Source organism: Undibacterium paludis (assembly GCF_022568815.1).
Lineage (GTDB): Bacteria > Pseudomonadota > Gammaproteobacteria > Burkholderiales > Burkholderiaceae_D > Undibacterium.
In genome coordinates this window covers 134753-154506 of sequence record NZ_JAKZHX010000012.1, presented here as the reverse complement: position 1 = coordinate 154506, position 19754 = coordinate 134753, and the positions used below count along the sequence as shown (strand labels likewise).

General features: G+C 55.6%; 14 protein-coding genes. 10 read left to right on the top strand and 4 right to left on the bottom strand.

Annotated elements, in window-relative coordinates; translation table 11 throughout:
* Window positions 1–32 precede the first annotated feature (32 nt).
* The 9 genes from LZ463_RS20620 (at window position 33) to LZ463_RS20580 (ending at window position 14548) form a co-directional block, all read left to right on the top strand.
* Window positions 33–1007, top strand: a complete 975-nt coding sequence (locus LZ463_RS20620; RefSeq protein WP_241457959.1) for a LysR family transcriptional regulator — start codon at window positions 33–35, stop codon at window positions 1005–1007.
* 154 nt (window positions 1008–1161) lie between these two features.
* Window positions 1162–3189, top strand: a complete 2028-nt coding sequence (locus LZ463_RS20615) for a sensor histidine kinase (protein ID WP_241457957.1) — start codon at window positions 1162–1164, stop codon at window positions 3187–3189.
* A gap of 76 nt (window positions 3190–3265) precedes the next feature.
* Window positions 3266–3979 carry a riboflavin synthase subunit alpha gene (locus LZ463_RS20610; protein ID WP_241457945.1) on the top strand — a complete coding sequence of 238 codons (714 nt, stop codon included), beginning with the start codon at window positions 3266–3268 and terminating at the stop codon, window positions 3977–3979.
* A gap of 46 nt (window positions 3980–4025) precedes the next feature.
* Window positions 4026–4442 carry a YybH family protein gene (locus LZ463_RS20605; protein WP_241457943.1) on the top strand — a complete coding sequence of 139 codons (417 nt, stop codon included), beginning with the start codon at window positions 4026–4028 and terminating at the stop codon, window positions 4440–4442.
* A gap of 143 nt (window positions 4443–4585) precedes the next feature.
* The gene (locus LZ463_RS20600; protein WP_241457941.1) at window positions 4586–5083 is read left to right on the top strand and encodes a protein tyrosine phosphatase family protein; all 498 of its coding nucleotides are present in this window, start codon (window positions 4586–4588) and stop codon (window positions 5081–5083) included.
* A gap of 175 nt (window positions 5084–5258) precedes the next feature.
* Complete coding sequence (locus tag LZ463_RS20595) at window positions 5259–10388, top strand: alpha-2-macroglobulin family protein (RefSeq protein ID WP_241457939.1); 5130 nt, start codon at window positions 5259–5261, stop codon at window positions 10386–10388.
* A gap of 569 nt (window positions 10389–10957) precedes the next feature.
* The gene (pbpC, locus tag LZ463_RS20590) at window positions 10958–13327 is read left to right on the top strand and encodes a penicillin-binding protein 1C (protein WP_241457937.1); all 2370 of its coding nucleotides are present in this window, start codon (window positions 10958–10960) and stop codon (window positions 13325–13327) included.
* A 108-nt stretch (window positions 13328–13435) separates the two neighbouring features.
* Complete coding sequence (locus LZ463_RS20585; protein ID WP_241457935.1) at window positions 13436–13762, top strand: hypothetical protein; 327 nt, start codon at window positions 13436–13438, stop codon at window positions 13760–13762.
* Window positions 13763–13867: 105 nt separating this feature from the next.
* Window positions 13868–14548: a DUF2314 domain-containing protein gene (locus LZ463_RS20580; protein ID WP_241457933.1), complete on the top strand. Its 681-nt coding sequence runs from the start codon at window positions 13868–13870 to the stop codon at window positions 14546–14548.
* Window positions 14549–14665: 117 nt separating this feature from the next.
* Here LZ463_RS20580 and LZ463_RS20575 read toward each other — a convergent pair whose 3' ends face one another.
* The 3 genes from LZ463_RS20575 to LZ463_RS20565 form a co-directional block, all read right to left on the bottom strand.
* Window positions 14666–15130: a GNAT family N-acetyltransferase gene (locus tag LZ463_RS20575; RefSeq protein ID WP_241457931.1), complete on the bottom strand. Its 465-nt coding sequence runs from the start codon at window positions 15128–15130 to the stop codon at window positions 14666–14668.
* Window positions 15131–15142: 12 nt separating this feature from the next.
* A complete protein-coding gene (locus LZ463_RS20570) occupies window positions 15143–16255 on the bottom strand; it encodes a serine hydrolase domain-containing protein (RefSeq protein ID WP_241457929.1) in 1113 nt (370 codons plus the stop codon).
* A gap of 95 nt (window positions 16256–16350) precedes the next feature.
* Window positions 16351–17481 carry a DJ-1/PfpI family protein gene (locus LZ463_RS20565; RefSeq protein ID WP_241457927.1) on the bottom strand — a complete coding sequence of 377 codons (1131 nt, stop codon included), beginning with the start codon at window positions 17479–17481 and terminating at the stop codon, window positions 16351–16353.
* Between the two features lie 86 nt (window positions 17482–17567).
* On the opposite strand from LZ463_RS20565, the gene LZ463_RS20560 reads away from it, so the two are divergent.
* On the top strand, window positions 17568–18623 hold the full coding sequence (locus LZ463_RS20560; protein ID WP_241457925.1) for a GlxA family transcriptional regulator: 1056 nt from the start codon (window positions 17568–17570) through the stop codon (window positions 18621–18623).
* 25 nt (window positions 18624–18648) lie between these two features.
* Here the strand turns inward: LZ463_RS20560 and hisC are convergent, their stop codons facing one another.
* Entirely contained in the window at window positions 18649–19713 is a 1065-nt protein-coding gene (hisC, locus tag LZ463_RS20555) for a histidinol-phosphate transaminase (protein WP_241457923.1), read from the bottom strand.
* Window positions 19714–19754 lie beyond the last annotated feature (41 nt).

Here is a 19754-nt window from a genome sequence, read left to right as displayed (position 1 = left end):
TTGTTGTTTACTACATGACCAGGGTGGATAAAGTGAATTTCCTGACATTGGATTTAAACCTGCTGCGGGTTTTTGATGCAGTCATGATCGAACAGAACCTCACCCGTGCGGCTGACAAGCTGGCAATGACGCAACCGGCCGTCTCCAACGCCTTGAAGCGCCTGCGCCATTCTTTGGGTGATGAACTCTTGATTCGTACGGCCTACGGGGTGAAGCCGACACCAAGGGCAGAAACCCTGTGGCCGGCCATACGTCAGGCCCTGTCCAGTCTGGAAAGTGCGATCGCTCCAGCCAGTTTTGATGTCTCCAAGGCCCAGACCACCTTCCGCATGGCCATGGCCGACGCCACGGCAGCGCTATGGATGCCTACCCTGGTCAAGGCGATAGAAAAAGACGCCCCCGGTGTCAATGCCCGCATGGTGCCACTGACCACACGTGAACCCCGCCCCATGCTGATGCGTGGCGATATTGATATCGCCATCGGCTTTTTCCCTGGCGTAGTCGCCCAGCTGACCGGTGGTCAGGGCGCTGCCAACAGCGCCATACGCCATGAACGCCTGTATTCCGGCCACTATGTCTGCGTGATGCGGCAAGACCACCCGCTGGCTGCCAGCAAGCTGACCATTGATGATTATTGCAATGCAAAACACCTGCTGGTGAGTTTTTCGGGGCGCGCTCATGGTCTGGTCGATGAAGCACTGAGCCAGATGGGCCGTGAGCGGCGTATCCTGCTGACAGTTAACCAGTTCTTTACCGGTGGTCGTGTGGTAGCCAATTCCGACCTGCTGACAGTGCTGCCGCGCCACCTGATCTCTGCCACCGGCATGACCGAAGCCCTGATCTGGAAAGAACTGCCTTTCGCCATGCCTGACGTCCACATCGACATGCTCTGGCATGAACGTGACAGCCGTAACCCGGCCCATCAATGGCTGCGCCAGAACCTGGTGAATATGACGCATTCCAATCTGATACCTGAACTTGAGCATGACGTGCTGCTTGATACTTGAGTGTAATGATTCGCGCTGACGCCGGCTGTATCCGGATGGCATCAGCATGGATAAGTGCTATTGCTGCCCGCAGTAAAACTTGCTAGTCTGAAGCTATGTCGCCTTGCCTGTCACTCGTTGCAAGGCGGCACTCATCCAACACGACCAGTCAACGATGCCTGCAAACAGCCTGAACTGTGTACGCTTATTATTGTTACTTGCACTTTACCTTTGCCTGGGTGGAGGCAACCTGCATGCAGCGACACTGAGCCTGGACAGTGACCAGGGCAAGCTGTCCCTGACGTCTCAATTCGACTTGCTTGAAGACAAGACAGGCAAACTCGACATCCAGGACATCCTCAAACCCGAATACGCCAGCCAATTCAGGCACTTGCCGGGTAATCTACGTGCATCGTATTCAAAATCCGTGTTCTGGCTCAGGCTTGACCTGCAGAGAAGCAAACTCACCGTCAGCCAGCAATGGCTGATGGAAATCACCCCCGTCATGCTCGACGATCTGCGCCTGTATCACCCCAGGGCAGATGGCAGCATGGATGTCCACAGGGCTGGTGACCGCCTGCCTTTCTCTTCGCTGGAAGTTCGCCATCATTACCCGGTATTTTTACTGAACCTGCTTTCGACAGACACCACCGTGGTCTATCTGCGAGTGCAAAGCACCAGTTCGGTATTTTTACGGGCGACCCTGTCGACACCGCAAACCTTTGTGGAAGAATCGAATTTCATCTCCAACATGATGGGCGTGTACTACGGCATCATGCTGGCGATGATCCTGTATAACCTGATGCTGGCCGCATCATACCGCAGCCGCGCCATGGGATATTACCTGCTGCTCTCCACCACTACCCTGATTGCCGGCATGAGCACCAATGGCCATATCGGCATGTATCTCGCACCCAACTGGCCGGCCCTGGTCGACATCATCCCTGGCCTGATTTCACCGCTGATACTGCTGTGCATATCGTTGTTCATGTCGACATTTTTACAACTGGGCCAACGCTTGCCACGTGTCAACTGGTTCTTCCGCCTGGTGCAGATCGGCGCCGCCTGCGGTGCCATGGCCGTGCTGGCCGGTTATAACCCGGTAGTCGCGCCGTTTGTACAAACCCTGGGCATGCTGCAACTGCTGGTGGTCTTGCCGGTCTGCCTGTATGTGGGCTTGCAGGGCTACCGGCCAGGCTACATCGTCATGCTGGCATCGATCGCCTGGATTACCGGCGCCATGATGGTGACCATGCGCAATCTCGGCATCATAGAATCGAGCTGGGCCAGCGACTATGGCTTCCAGATAGGTTCTGCCATAGAAGTAATTTTGCTGGCTCTGGCTCAGGCTGACCATATCAACCTCATCAAGCGCGAGCATCAGCAAAGCCAGGCCAAGCTGCTGGAGATATCCCAGCGTAGTGAACAGGAACTTGACACCCTGGTCAAACAGCGCACGATGGAACTGGCCGAAGCCGTCAACCGGCTGCAAAGACTGGACAAGGACAAAAACGATTTTCTCGGCATTGCCGCCCATGACCTGAAAAACCCGCTGACCAGCATCATAGGCATGAGCGACCTGCTGCGAAAACTCTACGAGAAAATGCCGGAACAGCAACGCCAGCATTATCTCGAACGCATCAGCCACAGCGGCCAGCGCATGATGCGCATCATCAGCAACCTGCTCGATGTCAATGCCATGGATACCGGCAACCTCCATCTGCAATTGCAGCCGCTTGATCTGGGCAAAGTCCTGCAGGATGTTGCCCATCAATACGAAGAAATGCTCAAGGCCAAAGACCTGCAATTGAACATGGAAACGGCGCAAGCCGTGATGGTGAATGCTGATTTGGATGCTTGTGTGCAGATGATTGACAATCTGCTTTCCAACGCCATCAAGTATTCACCACTGGGCAAACAAATCTGGCTCAGCGTCAGCAGCAACCAGACCTATGGCATTTTCCAGGTGCGCGACGAAGGCCCGGGTTTGTCAACAGAAGACCAGCAACACCTGTTTGAAAAATTCTCCAAACTCTCCAGCCTGCCGACAGCTGGCGAACATTCGACCGGCCTGGGCCTTTCCATCGTCAAAAAACTCAGTGAGGCCTGCGGGGGCAAAGTTCACTGTGAAAGTGTTGTCGGCCAGGGCTGCAATTTTATTGTGGAGCTGCCATTGGTCACGCAGGCAGGGACTAACGATTGAACATGAGCGTGTGCTTTTCACCAGATGGCTTACAATCTGCATCATCCTTTATTACTGAAATATCACTGAAATCATTATGTTCACAGGCATCGTTCAGGGCATAGCCCGCATTGCGCAAGTCAGCGACAAAACAGGTTTGCGTACTTACCAGCTGGAATTTCCCCAGGGTTTTTGCAAGGATCTGGAGATTGGCGCCAGCGTAGCGGTTGATGGTGTCTGTCTGACTGTAACGGCCCTGCATGGCGACAGCGCTGCAGAATTCGATGTCATGCAGCAGAGCCTGGCCATTACCACTCTGGGTGAATATGCGCAGGATGGCCGTGTCAACGTAGAACGGGCTGCCAAAGACGGTGCTGAAATTGGCGGCCATCCCCTGTCTGGCCATATCGACTTCAAAGCCCATATCGCCCAGATACGCGCGCTCGAAAACAATTATGTGATACGCATCGCGGTGCCGCCAGAATGGCTGCGTTACATCTTCGCCAAAGGCTATATCGCCATCAATGGTGCGAGTCTGACGATTGCTGAAGTCAATCGCCAGGAAGGCTGGTTTGAAGTCTGGCTGATCCCGGAAACCCTGCGCATGACCGTCTTTGCCGAGAAAAAAGCCGGTTCCAGCCTGAACATAGAAATTGAACGGACCACGCAAGTCGTGGTCGACACCGTACGCACCATGCTGGCCGAAACCCTGGGTCCGCTGATGCCGGCACTGGAAAGCCTGCTGGCACAACAAGGCAAGGACCTGGGGCAAATCGTCCAGCCTGATCGCAAGGACAAACCCCATCCCTGAAACCAGCCATGCAGCGGGGCATCTCAGTATTGAATAAGGGCAGATCATGCAAACTGATAAAGCGGCAGTTGAAAACGAAATCAGCCAATTGATACATCAGTGGCAGGATGCAACGGCGGTTGGGGATGTGGATAACTTGCTGGATCTGATGGAAGAAGACGTGGTCTTCCTGGTTGCCGGGCTGGCTCCCATGCGTGGCCGCCAGCAGTTTGCCGATAATTTGCGGGCTGTGCTGCAAAGCCATGCGATCAATTCACGTTCAGAAATTCATGACATCTACACCAGTGGTGATCTTGCCTATAGCTGGTCTTACCTGAAAGTCACGATCAGCCCCAGGCAAGGCGGTCAGGATATGGTGCGGCAGGGTCATGTGCTAACAGTCTGGCGCAAGCATGCCGACGGCAAATGGCGCATTTCGCGCGATGCGAACATGCTGAGTCTGGCACAGGGAAATCCGGCATGATGACGCTAAGAGCCTGTATCAGCCTGATAAGCCGGAATTTATGCATAGGCATATTAACAGCCTTATACACACGCTTATGCACACACTTACCAACAGGCTTGTCAACATACTTATGCACCGCTTTTATAGGCTTATCTACAGCCTTGTCTACAGGTTTATCCACAACTGTCCGGGCGCAAGACCTGGATGCGCCGAATGTTGTTCCCATCACCGTGCGCCTGACCAGCTCTGGTCAGCCCACGGCCAAAGCCCTGGAAGGCCTGGCCGCACAGGGCTATGAAGCCGTGATTTACCTGGCGCCGCCAAATGTGTCTGACGCCGTGCGCGACGAACATATGATCATCGGTCGCCAGGGCATCAATTTTGTGAATATCCCCATACTTTTCAACAAGCCGACGGAAAAAGACTTTGATACCTTTGCCGGCATACTGCAAAGCCTGGGTGACAAAAAAGTGCTGGTGCATTGCCAGGTCAATATGCGTGCTTCCACCATGGTTTTTCTGTACCGTGTTGTTGTCGGCAAGGAAGACCCGCGTGTTGCTTATGAGGCTGTTTCCCGCATCTGGGTGCCAAGCGGCCCCTGGAAGCAATTGATGCTCGATGTGCTGCGCCGACACCATGTGGATTTTGAGCCTTACTGAAAGCCTGCTTTTCAAACTGCAAGCCATACTGAAGTCTGTTGCATTTGCCCCGCGGAAGAAACCGTAACACCGGAAGAAATCGTAATGAATGAAAATATTGATAATGACCATGCCATAATCATTGTTGATCATTCAAGCAGTACATCCGGTGTCACGACTCTGTCAGGGAAGCCACATGCAAAGCAAATCTTTCAAAATGGCGATGGTGTTCGCCTTACTTATCGCCATCCTGGGTGGTGCTTACTGGTACAAGAATAAAAACCCTGCGCCGGGCGGCGGTCTGGAAGTCAATGACGACCCCAATGCCCCACTGACTCTGGTTGATGCAGCGGATCGTGGTCTCGATGGTGCGCCGGCTCTGGCCCTGACTTTCAGCATACCGCTCGACAGTGGCAAGAACTATGACAAATACCTGCAGGTATTTGAAATGCCGCCCTCGGCTGCGGACCTGAAAAAGACCGAAACCACCAATAATGATGAAGACAATGGCTATGACGATGATGGCCAGCCCAAAAAGGGCAAGGTCAGCGCCGTCAGTACCAAACCTGAAGATACCGACAGCAAGGGCGGCAAGCCGGTCAGCGGCGCCTGGGTGGTTGGTGATAACCCGCGTCTCCTCTTCTTTCCCCACATTAAGCCGCAAACCCGCTATGTGATACAGGTACAGACAGGCCTGCCCGCACGCAATGGCAAGACACTGGGGGCTGAGGCACGCTATTCCATCGTTTCGGCGCCGGTCTCTCCTTCATATTATTTCGCTAGCAATGGCATGGTCCTGCCAGCCAAGCAGAATGGCGGCTTACCTGTCGTGACGGTGAATGTGCCCGAAGTTGATGTGCAGTTCCTGCGCGTTAAAAATGACCAGTTGCCACGTTTCCTGGATCGCGTCATCAATGGCAAGCCAAAAACAGCCGACGAAGCCAAGGCCAGCGATGGCGACGGTGAAGGTGACAGTGATTACAACTATGACTGGAGGCGTAGCGCCCTCAAAGGTGCGGTACAGGTCTACCAGCTCGACGATTTGCGCAATATGACTGACAGCGTCTATATGGGACGCTTCATGACCGAGCAAAAACCGAACAAGCGCAGCGTCACCTATATCTCGGTTGAAGACATCAAGGAAATCAAGGAGCCAGGTGTTTACGTTGCTGTCATGAGCCAGCCTGGCCGCTTCCGGTATGAATTCCAGACCACCTATTTCTACGTGTCTGACCTGGGCCTGCAAACCCGCCTGTATGACAAGGCGGCCGATGCCTTCGTCAGCTCACTGACTGACGGCAAGGCAGTCAGCGGCGTCGAAGTATCGTGGATGGATGAAGCCGGCAAGGTCCTGGCCAGGGCAGAAACCGATGGCGACGGCCATGTCAGCTTTGCCGAACAGCCAAAGACCGCCAAGGTGTTGCTGGCGCGTAAAGGTGAGCAAATATCACTGCTGGCCCTGAAAGAGCCTGCCCTGGACCTGTCGGAATATGACATCACCGGCGCGCCATTCAAGGCGACCCGTCTGTTTGCCTATTCCGGCCGCAACCTGTACCGGCCTGGCGAGCAGTTTGATGTGTCGGTACTGGCGCGCGATGCCGATGGCCATACTGTGCCCGCCAAAGCCATACAGGCCAGACTGAAGCGCCCGGATGGCAAAGACCAGTTCACCGCAACCTGGCGCCCTGACCAGCGCTTTGGCGGTTATCTGGTAAAACGCCTGGAATTGCCTGCTGATGCCCCGACCGGTTTCTGGACCCTGGAATTACGTGCCGACCCGGCTGACAAGGTGCCGGGCACGGTCTTCCGTTTTGGTGTCGAAGAATTCCTGCCAGAACGCATGAAGCTGGACTTGTCCAGCAAACAGGCCACCCTGGCGGCTGACAGTGATTACACCGTCGATGTCGAAGGCAATTACCTGTATGGCGCACCGGCAGCCGGCAACCGCCTGCTTGGGGTAGCGCAGTTTGAGCGCAACAAGAATCCGCTGGCCAAGCAATACCCTGGCTTTGAATTTGGTGATGTCACGGAAAACGAAGCGAAGACCCGCACCGAACTTGAGGAAAGCAAGCTTGATGATGCCGGCAAGGCCAGTGTCGATGTTGACCTGACGCCAGTCGCCAAACGCCGCTCACCGTTCACTGTACGTACGACCCTGAGCCTGCTTGAAAGCGGCGGCCGTCCTGTCGTGCGCAGCCTGGAAAAAACCGTCTGGCCTGCCCCTGTGCTGATCGGCCTGCGCCCCATGTTCACCGGCGAGTATGCACCCGAAGGCAGCCCGGTGGAATTTGAAGTGATACGCGCTGACCAGAATGGCAAACTGCAGGCATCACCAACCCTGCCGGTACGCCTGTTCCGTGAAGACCGCAATTATTACTGGCGCTTTGAAGACCAGCGTGGCTGGCAATCGGGCTTTACCGAAACCGACGAGCTGGTGGAAACCGCAGCCACCTCGGTACCAGCCAACGGGCGTGGCAAGATACGCCTGCCTGTACGCTATGGTCGCTACCGCATGGAAGTGCTGGACCCTGATACCAAACTGTCTGCCGTGTACCGCTTCTATGTAGGCTGGAGCGCCCGTACTGACGAAACCCAGGGTGTGCGTCCCGACAAGGTCGCCATGAAGCTGGACAAACCATCCTACAAGGATGGCGATACAGCCCGCCTGACCATGACGCCGCCGCATAAAGGGGAAGCCCTGATCACGGTCGAAGGTGACAAGACCCTGTGGATAAAACGCATGGCTGTCGGTGCCGAAGCGACAACGATAGACATCCCGCTCAATAAAGAGTGGAAGCGTCATGACCTGTATGTCTCGGCGGTGGTGCTGCGCCCTGGCAATGAAGGCGACAAGGTCACACCGGCACGGGCGCTGGGCCTGGCCCACATTCCGTTTGAGCGTGCTGACCGCAAATATGCGGTGACCATGGAGGCACCGGTCAAGGTATTGCCAGACAGCACCGTCAAGGTGAAGATCAAGGTGCCAGAAGCCAAGGGGCAGAAAACCATGGTGACCCTGTCGGCTGTCGATGTTGGTATCCTGAACATTACCAAATTTGTGTCGCCGGACCCGCACGCCTTCTTCTTTGCCAAACTGCGCTATGGTTCTGACCAGCATGATATCTATGGCCGCCTGATAGAAAAAATGCAGGGCCAGAAAGGCAAACTCAAGTTTGGTGGTGACAACACACCAAAACCGACCAAGAACCTGCCGAAGAAAGTCAAACTCATCGACATCTTCAGCGGACCGGTGCAACTCAATGATCAGGGCGAGGCAGAAATCCCGCTGGCCATCCCTGACTTCAACGGTACACTGCGCCTGATGGCCGTGGTCGCCGGTGGTGAACGCTTTGGCGCAAAAGATGCAGAGATGACAGTCGCTGCACCACTGATCGCCGAGCTGGCAACGCCGCGCTTCCTGTCTTTCGGTGACAATGCCATCGTCGCGCTGGATTTGCACAACCTGTCCGGTGCAGTGCAAAACCTGAAAGTCAGCATCAATGGCGGTGAAGCCCTGAAGTTGACAGAAGCCGAGCGCACGTTGAGCCTGAAAGACCAGCAAAAACAGACCTTGCGATTCCCGATAGAAGCCAAGCCCATGCCGGGTTTGCATACCATCACGGTCAATATCAGCGGTTCCGGCATCAAGATGGAGCGCAGCTTTGCCCTGACGGTACAGGCGCCGACACCACAGACCCAGATCACCAAACGCTTCACCATCAAGGCCGGTGAATCGCTGGACATCCGGGAGGCAGAACTCGGCGGCTTGCATCGTGCCTCGCTGGCGGCGCATATGGTGATGTCGAACAAGGCGCCGATAGACATACGTGCGGCGATCCAGGGCTTGCTGACCTACCCTTACGGCTGCGCCGAGCAGACGACCAGTACCGCTTATCCGCATGTGTTTGTCGATGAAGAAGCGGCCAAGCGCTTTGGTCTGAAAGCCTATACCCGCGAACAAAGGGTGGAAATGCTGGACAAGGCGATAGCCCGCCTGGCGACCATGCAGGCGCCGAATGGTGGCTTCAGCCTGTGGGGTAATGCATCCGAGTATGAATACTGGCTGTCGGCCTATGTCACGGGCTTTTTGGTCGATGCGCGTGAGCAGGGCTTTGGTGTGCCCGACGCCATGTATAACAAGGCGCTTGACTACCTGCTGCGTGGTCTGCAGGAGGGCGTCGCCCGCCTGCCGTCGAATCCCAAACCGGTGGTCATCACCGGCAACAGCAATAGCCTGTGGGAAGAAAACCGGGTACGCGACAACAGTCATTTTGGTGTACTGGCTGCCGGTGCCTACGTACTGTCACGGCAAAACAAAGCCCCTCTGGCAACGCTGCGCCAGCTCCATGATTCACGCGGCAATGCGCAGTCCGGCCTGGCCCTGATACAGCTGGGTGTGGCCCTCAAGCAAATGGGTGACAAGGCACGCAGTGATGTGGCCCTGGCCGAAGGTGTCAAGAAAGGTCGTGACAATGGCTACTGGTGGTATGACTACGGCAGCAACCTGCGTGACGCAGCCCTGTCCTATGCCTTGCTGGACCGTCACCAGATCACTATCCCTGGCCGTGACAACCTGGTTGCCGTGATTGCTGCTGAAATGGAGAAATACCGTTATTACAGCACCCAGGAAAAACTCGCCCTGTTCCTGGTTGGCCGTTCCTACAATACCGGTGATACCGCGCCATGGACAGGCAGCCTGACTGTCGCCGGCAAGGCAGAAGAAATTGGCGCCAAGACCAGCCTGTTCCGCGAACTGCCTGCCGGCGATCTGTCAGCGGGTCTGAAGCTGACGAATAACAGCAAGGACAATCTGTATGTGGAATTGTCGATGTCCGGCAACCCGGTCAAGCTGCCGCCGGCCAAGAGCGATGTCATCGAACTGAGTCGCAAGATGTATAACCCTGACGGCACAGAAATCAATGGCCGCGCCCTGAAGGTCGGCGAAACCATACTCATGCGTATCACTGCCCGCAGCCGCAGCGCCATGGGCACAGGCATGATCGTCGACCGCATCCCGGCCGGACTGGAAATCGAGAACACCAATATCGTCCAGGGTGAACAGATGAATGCCGTGACGATAGACAAGCTCAATCCGGCTGAGGTGATGCAGGACCCGCACATCAAGCATGTGGAATTCCGCGATGACCGTTTTGTTGCGGCGGTACGCATGGACTGGAATGTGTTGAACCTGTTCTACCGCGTGCGGGTGGTGACACCGGGTAAATTCGTCATACCGCCGTTGTATGCGGAAGACATGTACAGGCCGGATTTGTATGGACAGACGGGTGGGACAGATGTGTTGACGGTGGTGGAGAGCGGGAAGTAAGGATTATCGTGCAGGTCTAATAGCAAATCGTAGGTTGGGCTATGCATCATCAGCCCAACACCCTGCCTCTGAATAAGGTATTTGTTCATTACGGTCAGGCCTAAAACCCCTCACCGCAGAGGAAAAGCAAGGGGATTTCGTGATTTCTTTGCTTTGATCTGCTATTGGCCAGCCAGTACTGGATTTGTTACTCCTTTCTCTTCAAGAAGAAGGTTGGGATGGAGTTTGGTTGCGATACCGTATGGGTATTAACGTCGCTCCTGCGAAGGCAGGAGCCCCGCGGCGTTCGTTGCATGCTTGAGTCTTTATTAAAACGATAGCCCTTCGTGGATACCTGCCGGGTCTCGGTCCGGCGGCCGAATTCCTTTCTTTGCTTCGCCAAAGAAAGGAATCAAAGAAAGGCGACCGCAGACTTGCCCTTCGGGTGCTTGCGCAAATTGCTAGGTCCCAAGCGGTTGAAGAGCAAAATCAAAAACACAAAAACAAGATCAATTTGACCATCATTCATATTACCCGTTTGCTGTTTATCTGATTTTTCATATTCGAGATTAATAAAAAATTTCCACCGAATGACGCTCAATCTCAAGAAGTACACCAACTTCACCTCTTTGCGTAAAGCTCTGCTCTCCTACAAAAAAACCTGGGCAGCAATCGCCATCGTTGCACTGATTTTCATCATCGCCGACCTCTGCTTCCCCCTGCCCAAGCCAGGCCGCGATTCGCCTTATGCGATGGTCGTCCTTGCCCGTGACGGCACGCCGCTGCGGGCCTTCCCTGACAAGGACCATATCTGGCGGCATGCCATCAGCCTGCAAGAAGTCTCGCCTTACTACGTCGACACGCTGACGCAGTATGAAGACAGGGCTTTCTGGTGGCACCCTGGCGTCAACCCGTTTGCACTGATGCGTGCCGGCTGGCAGTGGCTGCATAATGGCAAAATCATTTCCGGCGGCTCCACCATTACCATGCAGGTGGCACGCATCATCGACCCTACCCCGCATACCATACGTGGCAAGCTCAGGCAGATTGCCCGCGCCCTGCAACTGGAAGCGCATTACTCCAAAAAAGAGATACTGACCCTCTATCTCAACTATGCGCCCATGGGCGGCGTGCTGGAAGGCGTGGAAGCCGCCAGCCGCGCCTATCTGGGCAAACCGTCCAATCGCCTCACGCATGCCGAGGCAGCCTTGCTGACGGTTTTGCCGCAATTGCCATCGGTACTGCGGCCAGACCGTTATCCACAGCGTGCGCAGCTGGCCAGGGACAAGGTGATACGGCGTATGGAAGACCGCTGGAGCAAGGCCGATGTCGCCGATGCACTGAGCGAACCGGTGACCGCCCAGGTGGTGCGCGAACCCTTGCTGGCCCCTCTGCTGGCCCTGCGCATGAAGCAGCAGAACAAGCGTAGCAAGACGCAACAGGCAGTGATACAAACCACGGTGGATACCGCAGCCCAGCAAACTGTCGAAACCCTGCTGGCTGACCGCATACGCCAGTTGCCGCCGCATGTATCGATGGCGGCCATGGTGATGGACAATGCCAGCTTTGAAGTGCTGGCCTATGCAGGTTCTGCCGACTTCAGTGATCGTGAACGTTTCAGCGATGTCGACATGGTGCGTGCTGCCCGCTCACCCGGTTCGGCGCTAAAACCTTTTCTGTATGGCTTTGCCATGGATGAGGGGTTGATTCATTCCGAATCATTGCTGTCGGATACGCCGCAATCTTTTTCCGGCTACCAGCCTGGCAATTTCCAGCAGAATTTCCACGGCCCGGTCAGTGTGTCGGAGGCCCTGGTCAAATCGCTCAATGTACCGGCGGTGGAAGTGCTGGAACAGCTTGGCTCGGCGACATTTGTGTCCATGCTCAGACGTGGCGGCCTGAAGCTGGAATTTCCGCGCGGTGCTACGCCCAACCTGAGTGTGATCTTGGGTGGCGCCGGCGCCAGGCTGGAAGACATGGTGGGCGCCTATTCTGCATTTGCCCGCAAGGGCATGGCAGCCGTACCGCGCCTGACACCGGATGCCCCGCGCAAGGAACAGAGAATGATGAGTGAGGGAGCCGCCTTCATCGTGCGTGACATACTGGAAACCGGTGGGCCAGTGGCCAGGGCGGTCGAAGGCAACGGCACCTATCGCGGCATTGCCTGGAAGACTGGCACCAGCTTTGGTTTTCGCGATGCCTGGGCCGTTGGTGTGAGTAACCGTTATACCATCGGTGTCTGGGTAGGGCGGCCTGACGGTACACCGAACCCTGGTTTTTTTGGGGCTAACGTGGCTGCGCCTTTGCTGGTCGATATTTTCACGGCCTTGCCTGATGGCCGCAACCTCAGCCCTAACCCGCCGCCTGCCACTGTCAGCCAGGAGAAAATCTGCTGGCCACTGGGTACGCGCGCCAGCGAACAGCCTGAACGCCTGTGCCCGCTGCAACGCACTGCCTGGGTCCTGCATGGCGCAACGCCGCCAACCTTTGCCGATCGCCTGAAAACTTCTTCACCTGTCTTCACTTACTACGTCGATACGCAAACCGGGTTGCGTGTCGCGCCTGAGTGCAGCAAACAGGCCAGTGAACAGCGTCAGGCCGCCCGCTGGCCGTCCGCGCTGGAACCCTGGCTCGATGCGGGCCTGCGCAAGGTCGCCCTGCCACCAGCCTGGGCGCCGGCCTGTGCGGCTATTTACAACGCTGATGAAATCATCAAGATAGTCGGGCTCAGCGATGGCGAAATCCTGCATCGGGCAAACAGCAGGGATGTGCCAAAAGCGCGGCTGGAAATTCGTGGTTCGCAGGCAGAAGTCAGCTGGATGGTCAATGGCAAACTGGTCGCAAGCAAGCCAGCGACGGCTTCACAGGTCATTGAGTTTGCCGAAGCGGGGCGTTACGATATCACTGCCTTTGACAGTTTTGGTCGTTATGACAGGATCAGCATCAGCGTTACAAGATGATACGAAACGTCGAGCCTGCCTTCATTTTTTCTCCATAGTTTCAGAACACAATGCAGTCAGTAGCAAACCCGAGGTATATCTGATTGAACTGATGGAAAGGAAGAAAAAATGAAATCCCTGTTATCTCTGTCACGCGCCAGCATTATCCTGATCGCTCTGGTCAGTGGCATGTCTGCCCACGCCCAGCCACCTGGCGGCGATCAAAAGAGGCCGCCAGAGCAAGGCGCCGGCGACAGGCCGCCTCACGAACCGCCGCCACAGGCTTATGAAGATTGCAAAGGCAAGAAAGAAGGCGACGTAGTTCAGATCACTACACCACGTGAAGGCAAGATTGCCGCCACCTGCACAACCTCACCAAAAGGTCTGTTCGCCCGTCCGCAGCGTCCACCACGCCCGCCTGAAGGTGATGACAAGAAACCACCGCAAAAGAAATAATTTGTCACAACAAGTGCTCTTTCCTTACATGTCTGCTCCGGTACGGGCAGGTTTGCCAGAGTAAAATTTCCTTTACTGGCAAATCTGCATGCATGCTGAAAGAAGATGATGAATGAAGAGAAATTGGTCCCTGTTTTTATCCCCGCCCTGATTGCGCTGCTGGTACACGCAGAAGACAGCAAGGGCGATCCTCTGACCCATGCCGAAGTGCTCAGCATCCGTGACCATGCCAATGTCATGATGATGGAAAAAATGCATGCACAGGCACTCGACGAATCGCGGGGCTACGACGACATAGACCCCGAAAACTGCTGGTACGACTGGCAGATGTGCAGGAGAAAAATGGGCCGCCAGCCTGACCTCGACCCCGGCGCCAGTATCAGCATGAGCAATGCCGACGACGAGAGCATGCAGCAGGCCTTTGCCCAGGCACAGCAATCTTTGCCAGATTTCCGCCAGCTGATTGACAGCAGCACAGCCGGTGAATTCCATCCCCTGGTCAAGACCAGATTTGTATTGGCCAGTGGCAATATGTTTGTATGGCTATTGGTGCGGGAAAGTAATAGCGAAGGTTTTCTTGCAGAGTTATTTGAAGTGCCGCCAGCAATGACAGACCATGAAATTGGTGACACTTTCAAGGTCGCCAACGATGCCGTCGTCGACTGGATGATCAACCACAACGGCAGACTGCACGGCGGTTACACTATCCGCGCCCACAGGGCGACACTCGATGCCAGGGAGCAGGCCAAACTGGATGAACATCTGGGTGTCAGGCATTATCTGTGAAAAGTTCTTTGCAGGAGCGGCTTTAGCCGCGAACAGCCTGGACAACTAGCTTTAAATACTATCGGACTTCTTGAAGTCATGCGTGCGAATACGCAAAGCTATTGGCACTTGCGGGAGCTATTTATTTTCTCTTGTAGTCTGTGGATAACGCAGGTAGTAATTATCAAACTCCGCCGTCTCACGCAAAACAAAACCATGGCGCAGGTAGAAACAGTTGGCGTCACTGTCGCGCAAGGCGCCTACGTGGATGATCTTTCCCAACGCATCGGCTTCTGCCAGTACGCGCTGCATGACTGCGCTGCCGAGACCACGCTGCTGGAAATCCGGGTGCAGGTAGAAATGGTCCAACAAGAGATCATTGTCCTGCGGACGCAGTACTAGAAATCCTGCGAGTATCCCATTGAGTTTGATGAGTCTGGTGTATTCGGCGGCAAAATTTTGCAGCAGACGCTGCCGTGCACGTTCGGGATCAAAGCGGCCTATGCGCTCGAGGCTGGGGCGCATGGCCAGCACGCGCAAATCGGCTAATTGCAACGCCTGATCCGGGCTCGCTGCTTCCAGGCTTATCGTAAGGTCATGCATGAGCGTCTTTCTTCATTCAGGCTGGCAAGCACTGGCCAGTATTTTTGCTACGTGGAAGAACGCATTCTTCCCCACTTTTTCCACATCCCATGATCCATTGACCGGCACTTTGCGCTGGTGTGCGATCACCATCTGCAGTTTTGGCAGCACCAGTATATATTGTCCATGCAGACCCCAGGCCAAATAGGCACCATGCAGGACTGAATCAGCCGGTTCTTCTGGCACCCACCACATATAACCATAGCCGACCTTGCGCGCAGCGGTGCTGGCGGGATGCATGTCTGCTGACGGTGTAAAACTGCTGGTGGTCTTGCGCATCCAGGCTGCCGGTATCAGTTGCTGCCCGTTCCAGTTACCCTGGTGCAGGGCCAGCACGCCCAGGCGCGCCATGTCGCGTGTCGATAACAACAGGTGATAAGGCAGATGTATGGACTTGCTGCTGTCACCCATTTTCTTTTGCTTGGCCAGCTGGAAATCTTCCAGTTGCAGGGGCCGGGCGATATCAGCATCAAATAATTCATACACCGTTTTATGCGTGGCATTTTCCAGTACGGTGCCGGCAGCATTGAAATCCCAGTTGTTGTACAGGAAGTAGCTGCCCGGCGCCTGTGTCCCGCGTGCAGGGGCTTTACCCAGATCGTCGCCACTGTTTGCCGCCGGGTGAAAAACCCCGGACCTGGCCGTCAGCAGATCACGGATGCGCGCCTGTTTTTCTGACTCCAGCAAACCGCCGACGTCATCAATGCCGGCTGCGGTCAGTGTCTGCTCAAGATCAATGAGGCCGTTTTCTACATATTTGCCGTACAGCATTGATAGCACGCTCTTGCGCGCAGATTCTATGATGCCCGGTACTTCTGGGTGGCCATAACTGAAAACGATCTGGCCCTTGCGTATAGCTAATAAAGCGGTCGTCGCCTGGGTTTGCAGGTAGTCGCGGGCTTCCGCCTGCCCTTGTTTGCAGGTAGTGCTGATGGATGCGGCAGGTACTTCTTCCCAATGTGCCCCGGGGTAAATGGCGTTTATGCCAGTTGCACTCTCAGTTGCATTTGTCGAGAGGCAGGTGAGCAGTAGGGAAGTGGCCAATGTAGCCAGGCTGATTAAGGACGACAATTTCAAGTTTCTCATCAAGCACCTGATTATGGGTAACGTTGATTTACTTGACTGGTTTTCCTGAGCTTGGTTCCCTGTAGGATTCTGATACAGTTTATGAGGCAGTAAGTTTATTGAGGATACTCAAGAAGCAGGCTGACCAGTGACCTGGTTGATTTGCCGTAGGTTTGGCCCAGTTCTCTCAAGGCTTTGTCGATGGCGTGTGCTGACGCTGTTTCATGCAGCCAGGCATGCCGCTCTGACAGTCTGGCGAATGCCTCCGGTGCCAAGGTCGCATCTGGCAGCAGGTGCAAGCCATAGCGCGTACTGACGGTCTGTTTGTCCAGGGCCACGCCCACTACCTGCGAACGATAGGTGCGTGACCAGGCGTCGGCATACAGGGCCAGGGCGATATCATCGACGCCTTCACGCAGTGGCAGGGCAACTTCATCATGTGCCCAGAAGCGCAACCAGTTGCCGGCAAGGGTGAAGACGGCGCCGGTGCTTAAATGGAATTGCCGGCTGTCATGTCTGGCCGACCAGTCTGGTAGTCCCAGTTGTTTTGCCAGTGTGTTGGCGCTGTCTGCACCGGCTATCGCCGCCACTAGGGCGATGGAGGCCGGTAATGAAGCTGTCACCCCTGTGGTTGTCATGACATGGCCGTCAGCCACATAGCGTTGATTGCGCAGCCAGGTGGTGTCGGGGAACTGCTTTTGCAGGCTGTTCATGGAATACCAGAAGCCCACGGCTTTTTTGCCTGCCAGCAAACCTGCATGGGCCAGCACCCAGGCGCCGTCACAGATGCCAACGATGCGCGCACCCTTGGCGGATTGTGCCTTCAGCCAGTTTTGTAGTTTGCTGGCCTGTACATTGTGTATGGCTGGCACGATGACAAAATCAGCACCCTGTGGATAAGCTTGGTCAAAATCTGCCAGCGTACTGTCGGGCTGCATGCGCAGGGCTGGGTAGAGCTGCACCGGCCCCGCATCTGGAGCGACAGTGATGACCTTGCTGCTGCCAGAAGCTGTCAGCACGGCATAGGGCACGACAAAATCAGTCAGCTCGGTCATTTCATTATCAGCCAGGACGGCAATCACAGGCTGGCTGCGGCCAAAACGTGGCTGGTAGGCCGGGATATCTGTGGACAACTGCGCATCCGCAACGGTGACAGGCTGTTCAGCGGCCGCTCCGGCAGCAAGGACAAGACAGGTGATGCAGGCAATAATGACGAATAAGGGGCCAGACCAGATTCCGGTTTTCATGGGGATGACAGACGCTGAGAAGAAGACAGTACCACTATAAGCTGGCAGAAACTGGCAAAATAGCCAATCTTGTCGCAAAAATCGCCATGAACATTCATACCAAGACCATTCTCTTCATCGCCCTGGACGGCGTACAAAGCCTGGACCTGAGCGGCCCCATGGAAGTATTCACCCTGGCCAACCAGTACCGCAGCGCCGGCATGCCTGTGTACAACTTGCTGACGGCGACGCCGCGTGGCGGCAGCATCAAAACCAATGCAGGGCTGGAGATACACGGTTTTACTGCCCTGGCGGACCTGGATGCAGACTTGTCAACATGCTTATCAACATACTTGCCCACAGATTTGCCAACAGGTTTATCCACAGGTATAGATACCATCATCGTCACCGGTGGCAGTGAGGCCGCCATGCATGCCGCCGCTGCAGAGAATATCTTGCTGCCCTGGTTGCGTGAACGTAGCCAGCACACCAGGCGTATTGCCAGCATCTGTACCGGGGCCCTGGTGCTGGCTGCTGCCGGTTTGCTGAATGGCCGCCGTGCCACCACACACTGGAACACTTGCGCACTGTTGCAAAAGCTCTTCCCGGAAGTCAGGGTCGAAGCCGACGCCATCTTTACTGTCGATGGACCCATCCATACCTCAGCCGGTGTCACTGCCGGTATAGACCTGTGCCTGAACCTGGTGGAAGCCGATGCCGGTCCGGCGCTGAGCCTGTCCATCGCACGTGAACTGGTGCTCTACATGCGTCGTGCCGGCGGCCAGTCACAATTCAGCAACGCCCTGCAAATTCAGTCGCAGACCCTGGGCCAGGCCAGCCCGCGACTACAGCAACTGCTCAATGACATTATCAGCAATCCGGCTGCCGACTGGCGTGGCCCTGTCATGGCCGCACGGGTCCATATGAGCGAGCGCAGCTTCGCCCGCAACTTCCAGCAAGAAACCGGCACCACTCCGGCCCGCTTCGTTGACCAGGCCCGCCTGGAACACGCCAAAAACCTGCTCATCACGACTACATGGCCCCTGGCACGTATCGCCAGCCATGCCGGTTATAACAGCCTCGATACCCTGCATCGCAGTTTTATCAAGCACCTGGGGACGACACCGGGGTTTTTCCGTGAAAGATTCAGTACGAAAAACTAGATGGCTGTTGCCTCAGCAGCTTGCATTAATCCTGTTTCACCAGCACTTCCAGCACCGATACCAGCGCACGGGATTCGGCATCTGTCCCTATTGAAATCCGCAGGAAATTATCTATGCGCGGCAGTTTGAAATGGCGCACGATGATGCCGGAGCTGCGCAAGCCCTGCGCCAGCTGCTGTGCATCAAAATCCGGGTGACGGGCGAAGATGAAATTGGCTGCTGATGGCAAGACCTCAAAGCCCAGGTGTGCCAGGCTGGCAGTCAGCCTTTCGCGGGTTGCCATAATGGCCTGGCAGTTTTGCGCAAAGCTGGCCTGGTCTTCAAAAGCGGCGATGGCGCCGGCCGCTGCCAGCCTGTCCAGCGGGTAAGAGTTGAAGCTGTTCTTGACGCGGTTCAGGCCAGCAATCAGGTCGGCGTGACCGGCAGCAAAGCCTACCCGCAAACCTGCCAGTGAACGCGACTTGGACAGGGTCTGCACTACCAGCAGGTTCGGGTAGCGGTTGATCAGGGTAATTGCCGTATTACCGCCAAAGTCGATATAGGCTTCGTCGATGACAACAACAGAATCACGGTTGTTTTGCAACAGGTGCTCTATCTGTTCCAGGCCCAGCAGGCAGCCTGTCGGTGCATTCGGGTTGGGGAAAATGATGCCACCGTTGGGCTGTGCATAATCTGCCACGTTCAGGCGGTAATCAGCATCCAGTGCAACGGTGCGGTAGTCGATTTCATACAGTCCGCAATACACAGGATAAAAGCTGTAGCTGATGTCGGGGAACAGCAATGGCTGCTCATGCTTCAGCAAGGCCTGGAATACATGGGCCAGCACTTCATCCGAACTGTTGCCGACAAAAACCTGTTCAGCCTGCAGGCCGTGATAGTTCGCGATGACTTCACGCAAACGATCAGAACCAGGATCAGGGTACAGCCGTAAATCGGTATTCGCTGCTGCCTGTATCGCTGCCAGCACCTGCGGTGATGGCGGATAAGGGTTTTCATTGGTATTGAGCTTGATCAGCCGGGCCATCTTCGGTTGTTCGCCCGGTGTATAGGGGGTCAGCTTGTGTACAACTTTACTCCAGTATTGGCTCATGGTTTCTGATGTTGAAGAGTCTGAAAAATTCGAGGCGTTGC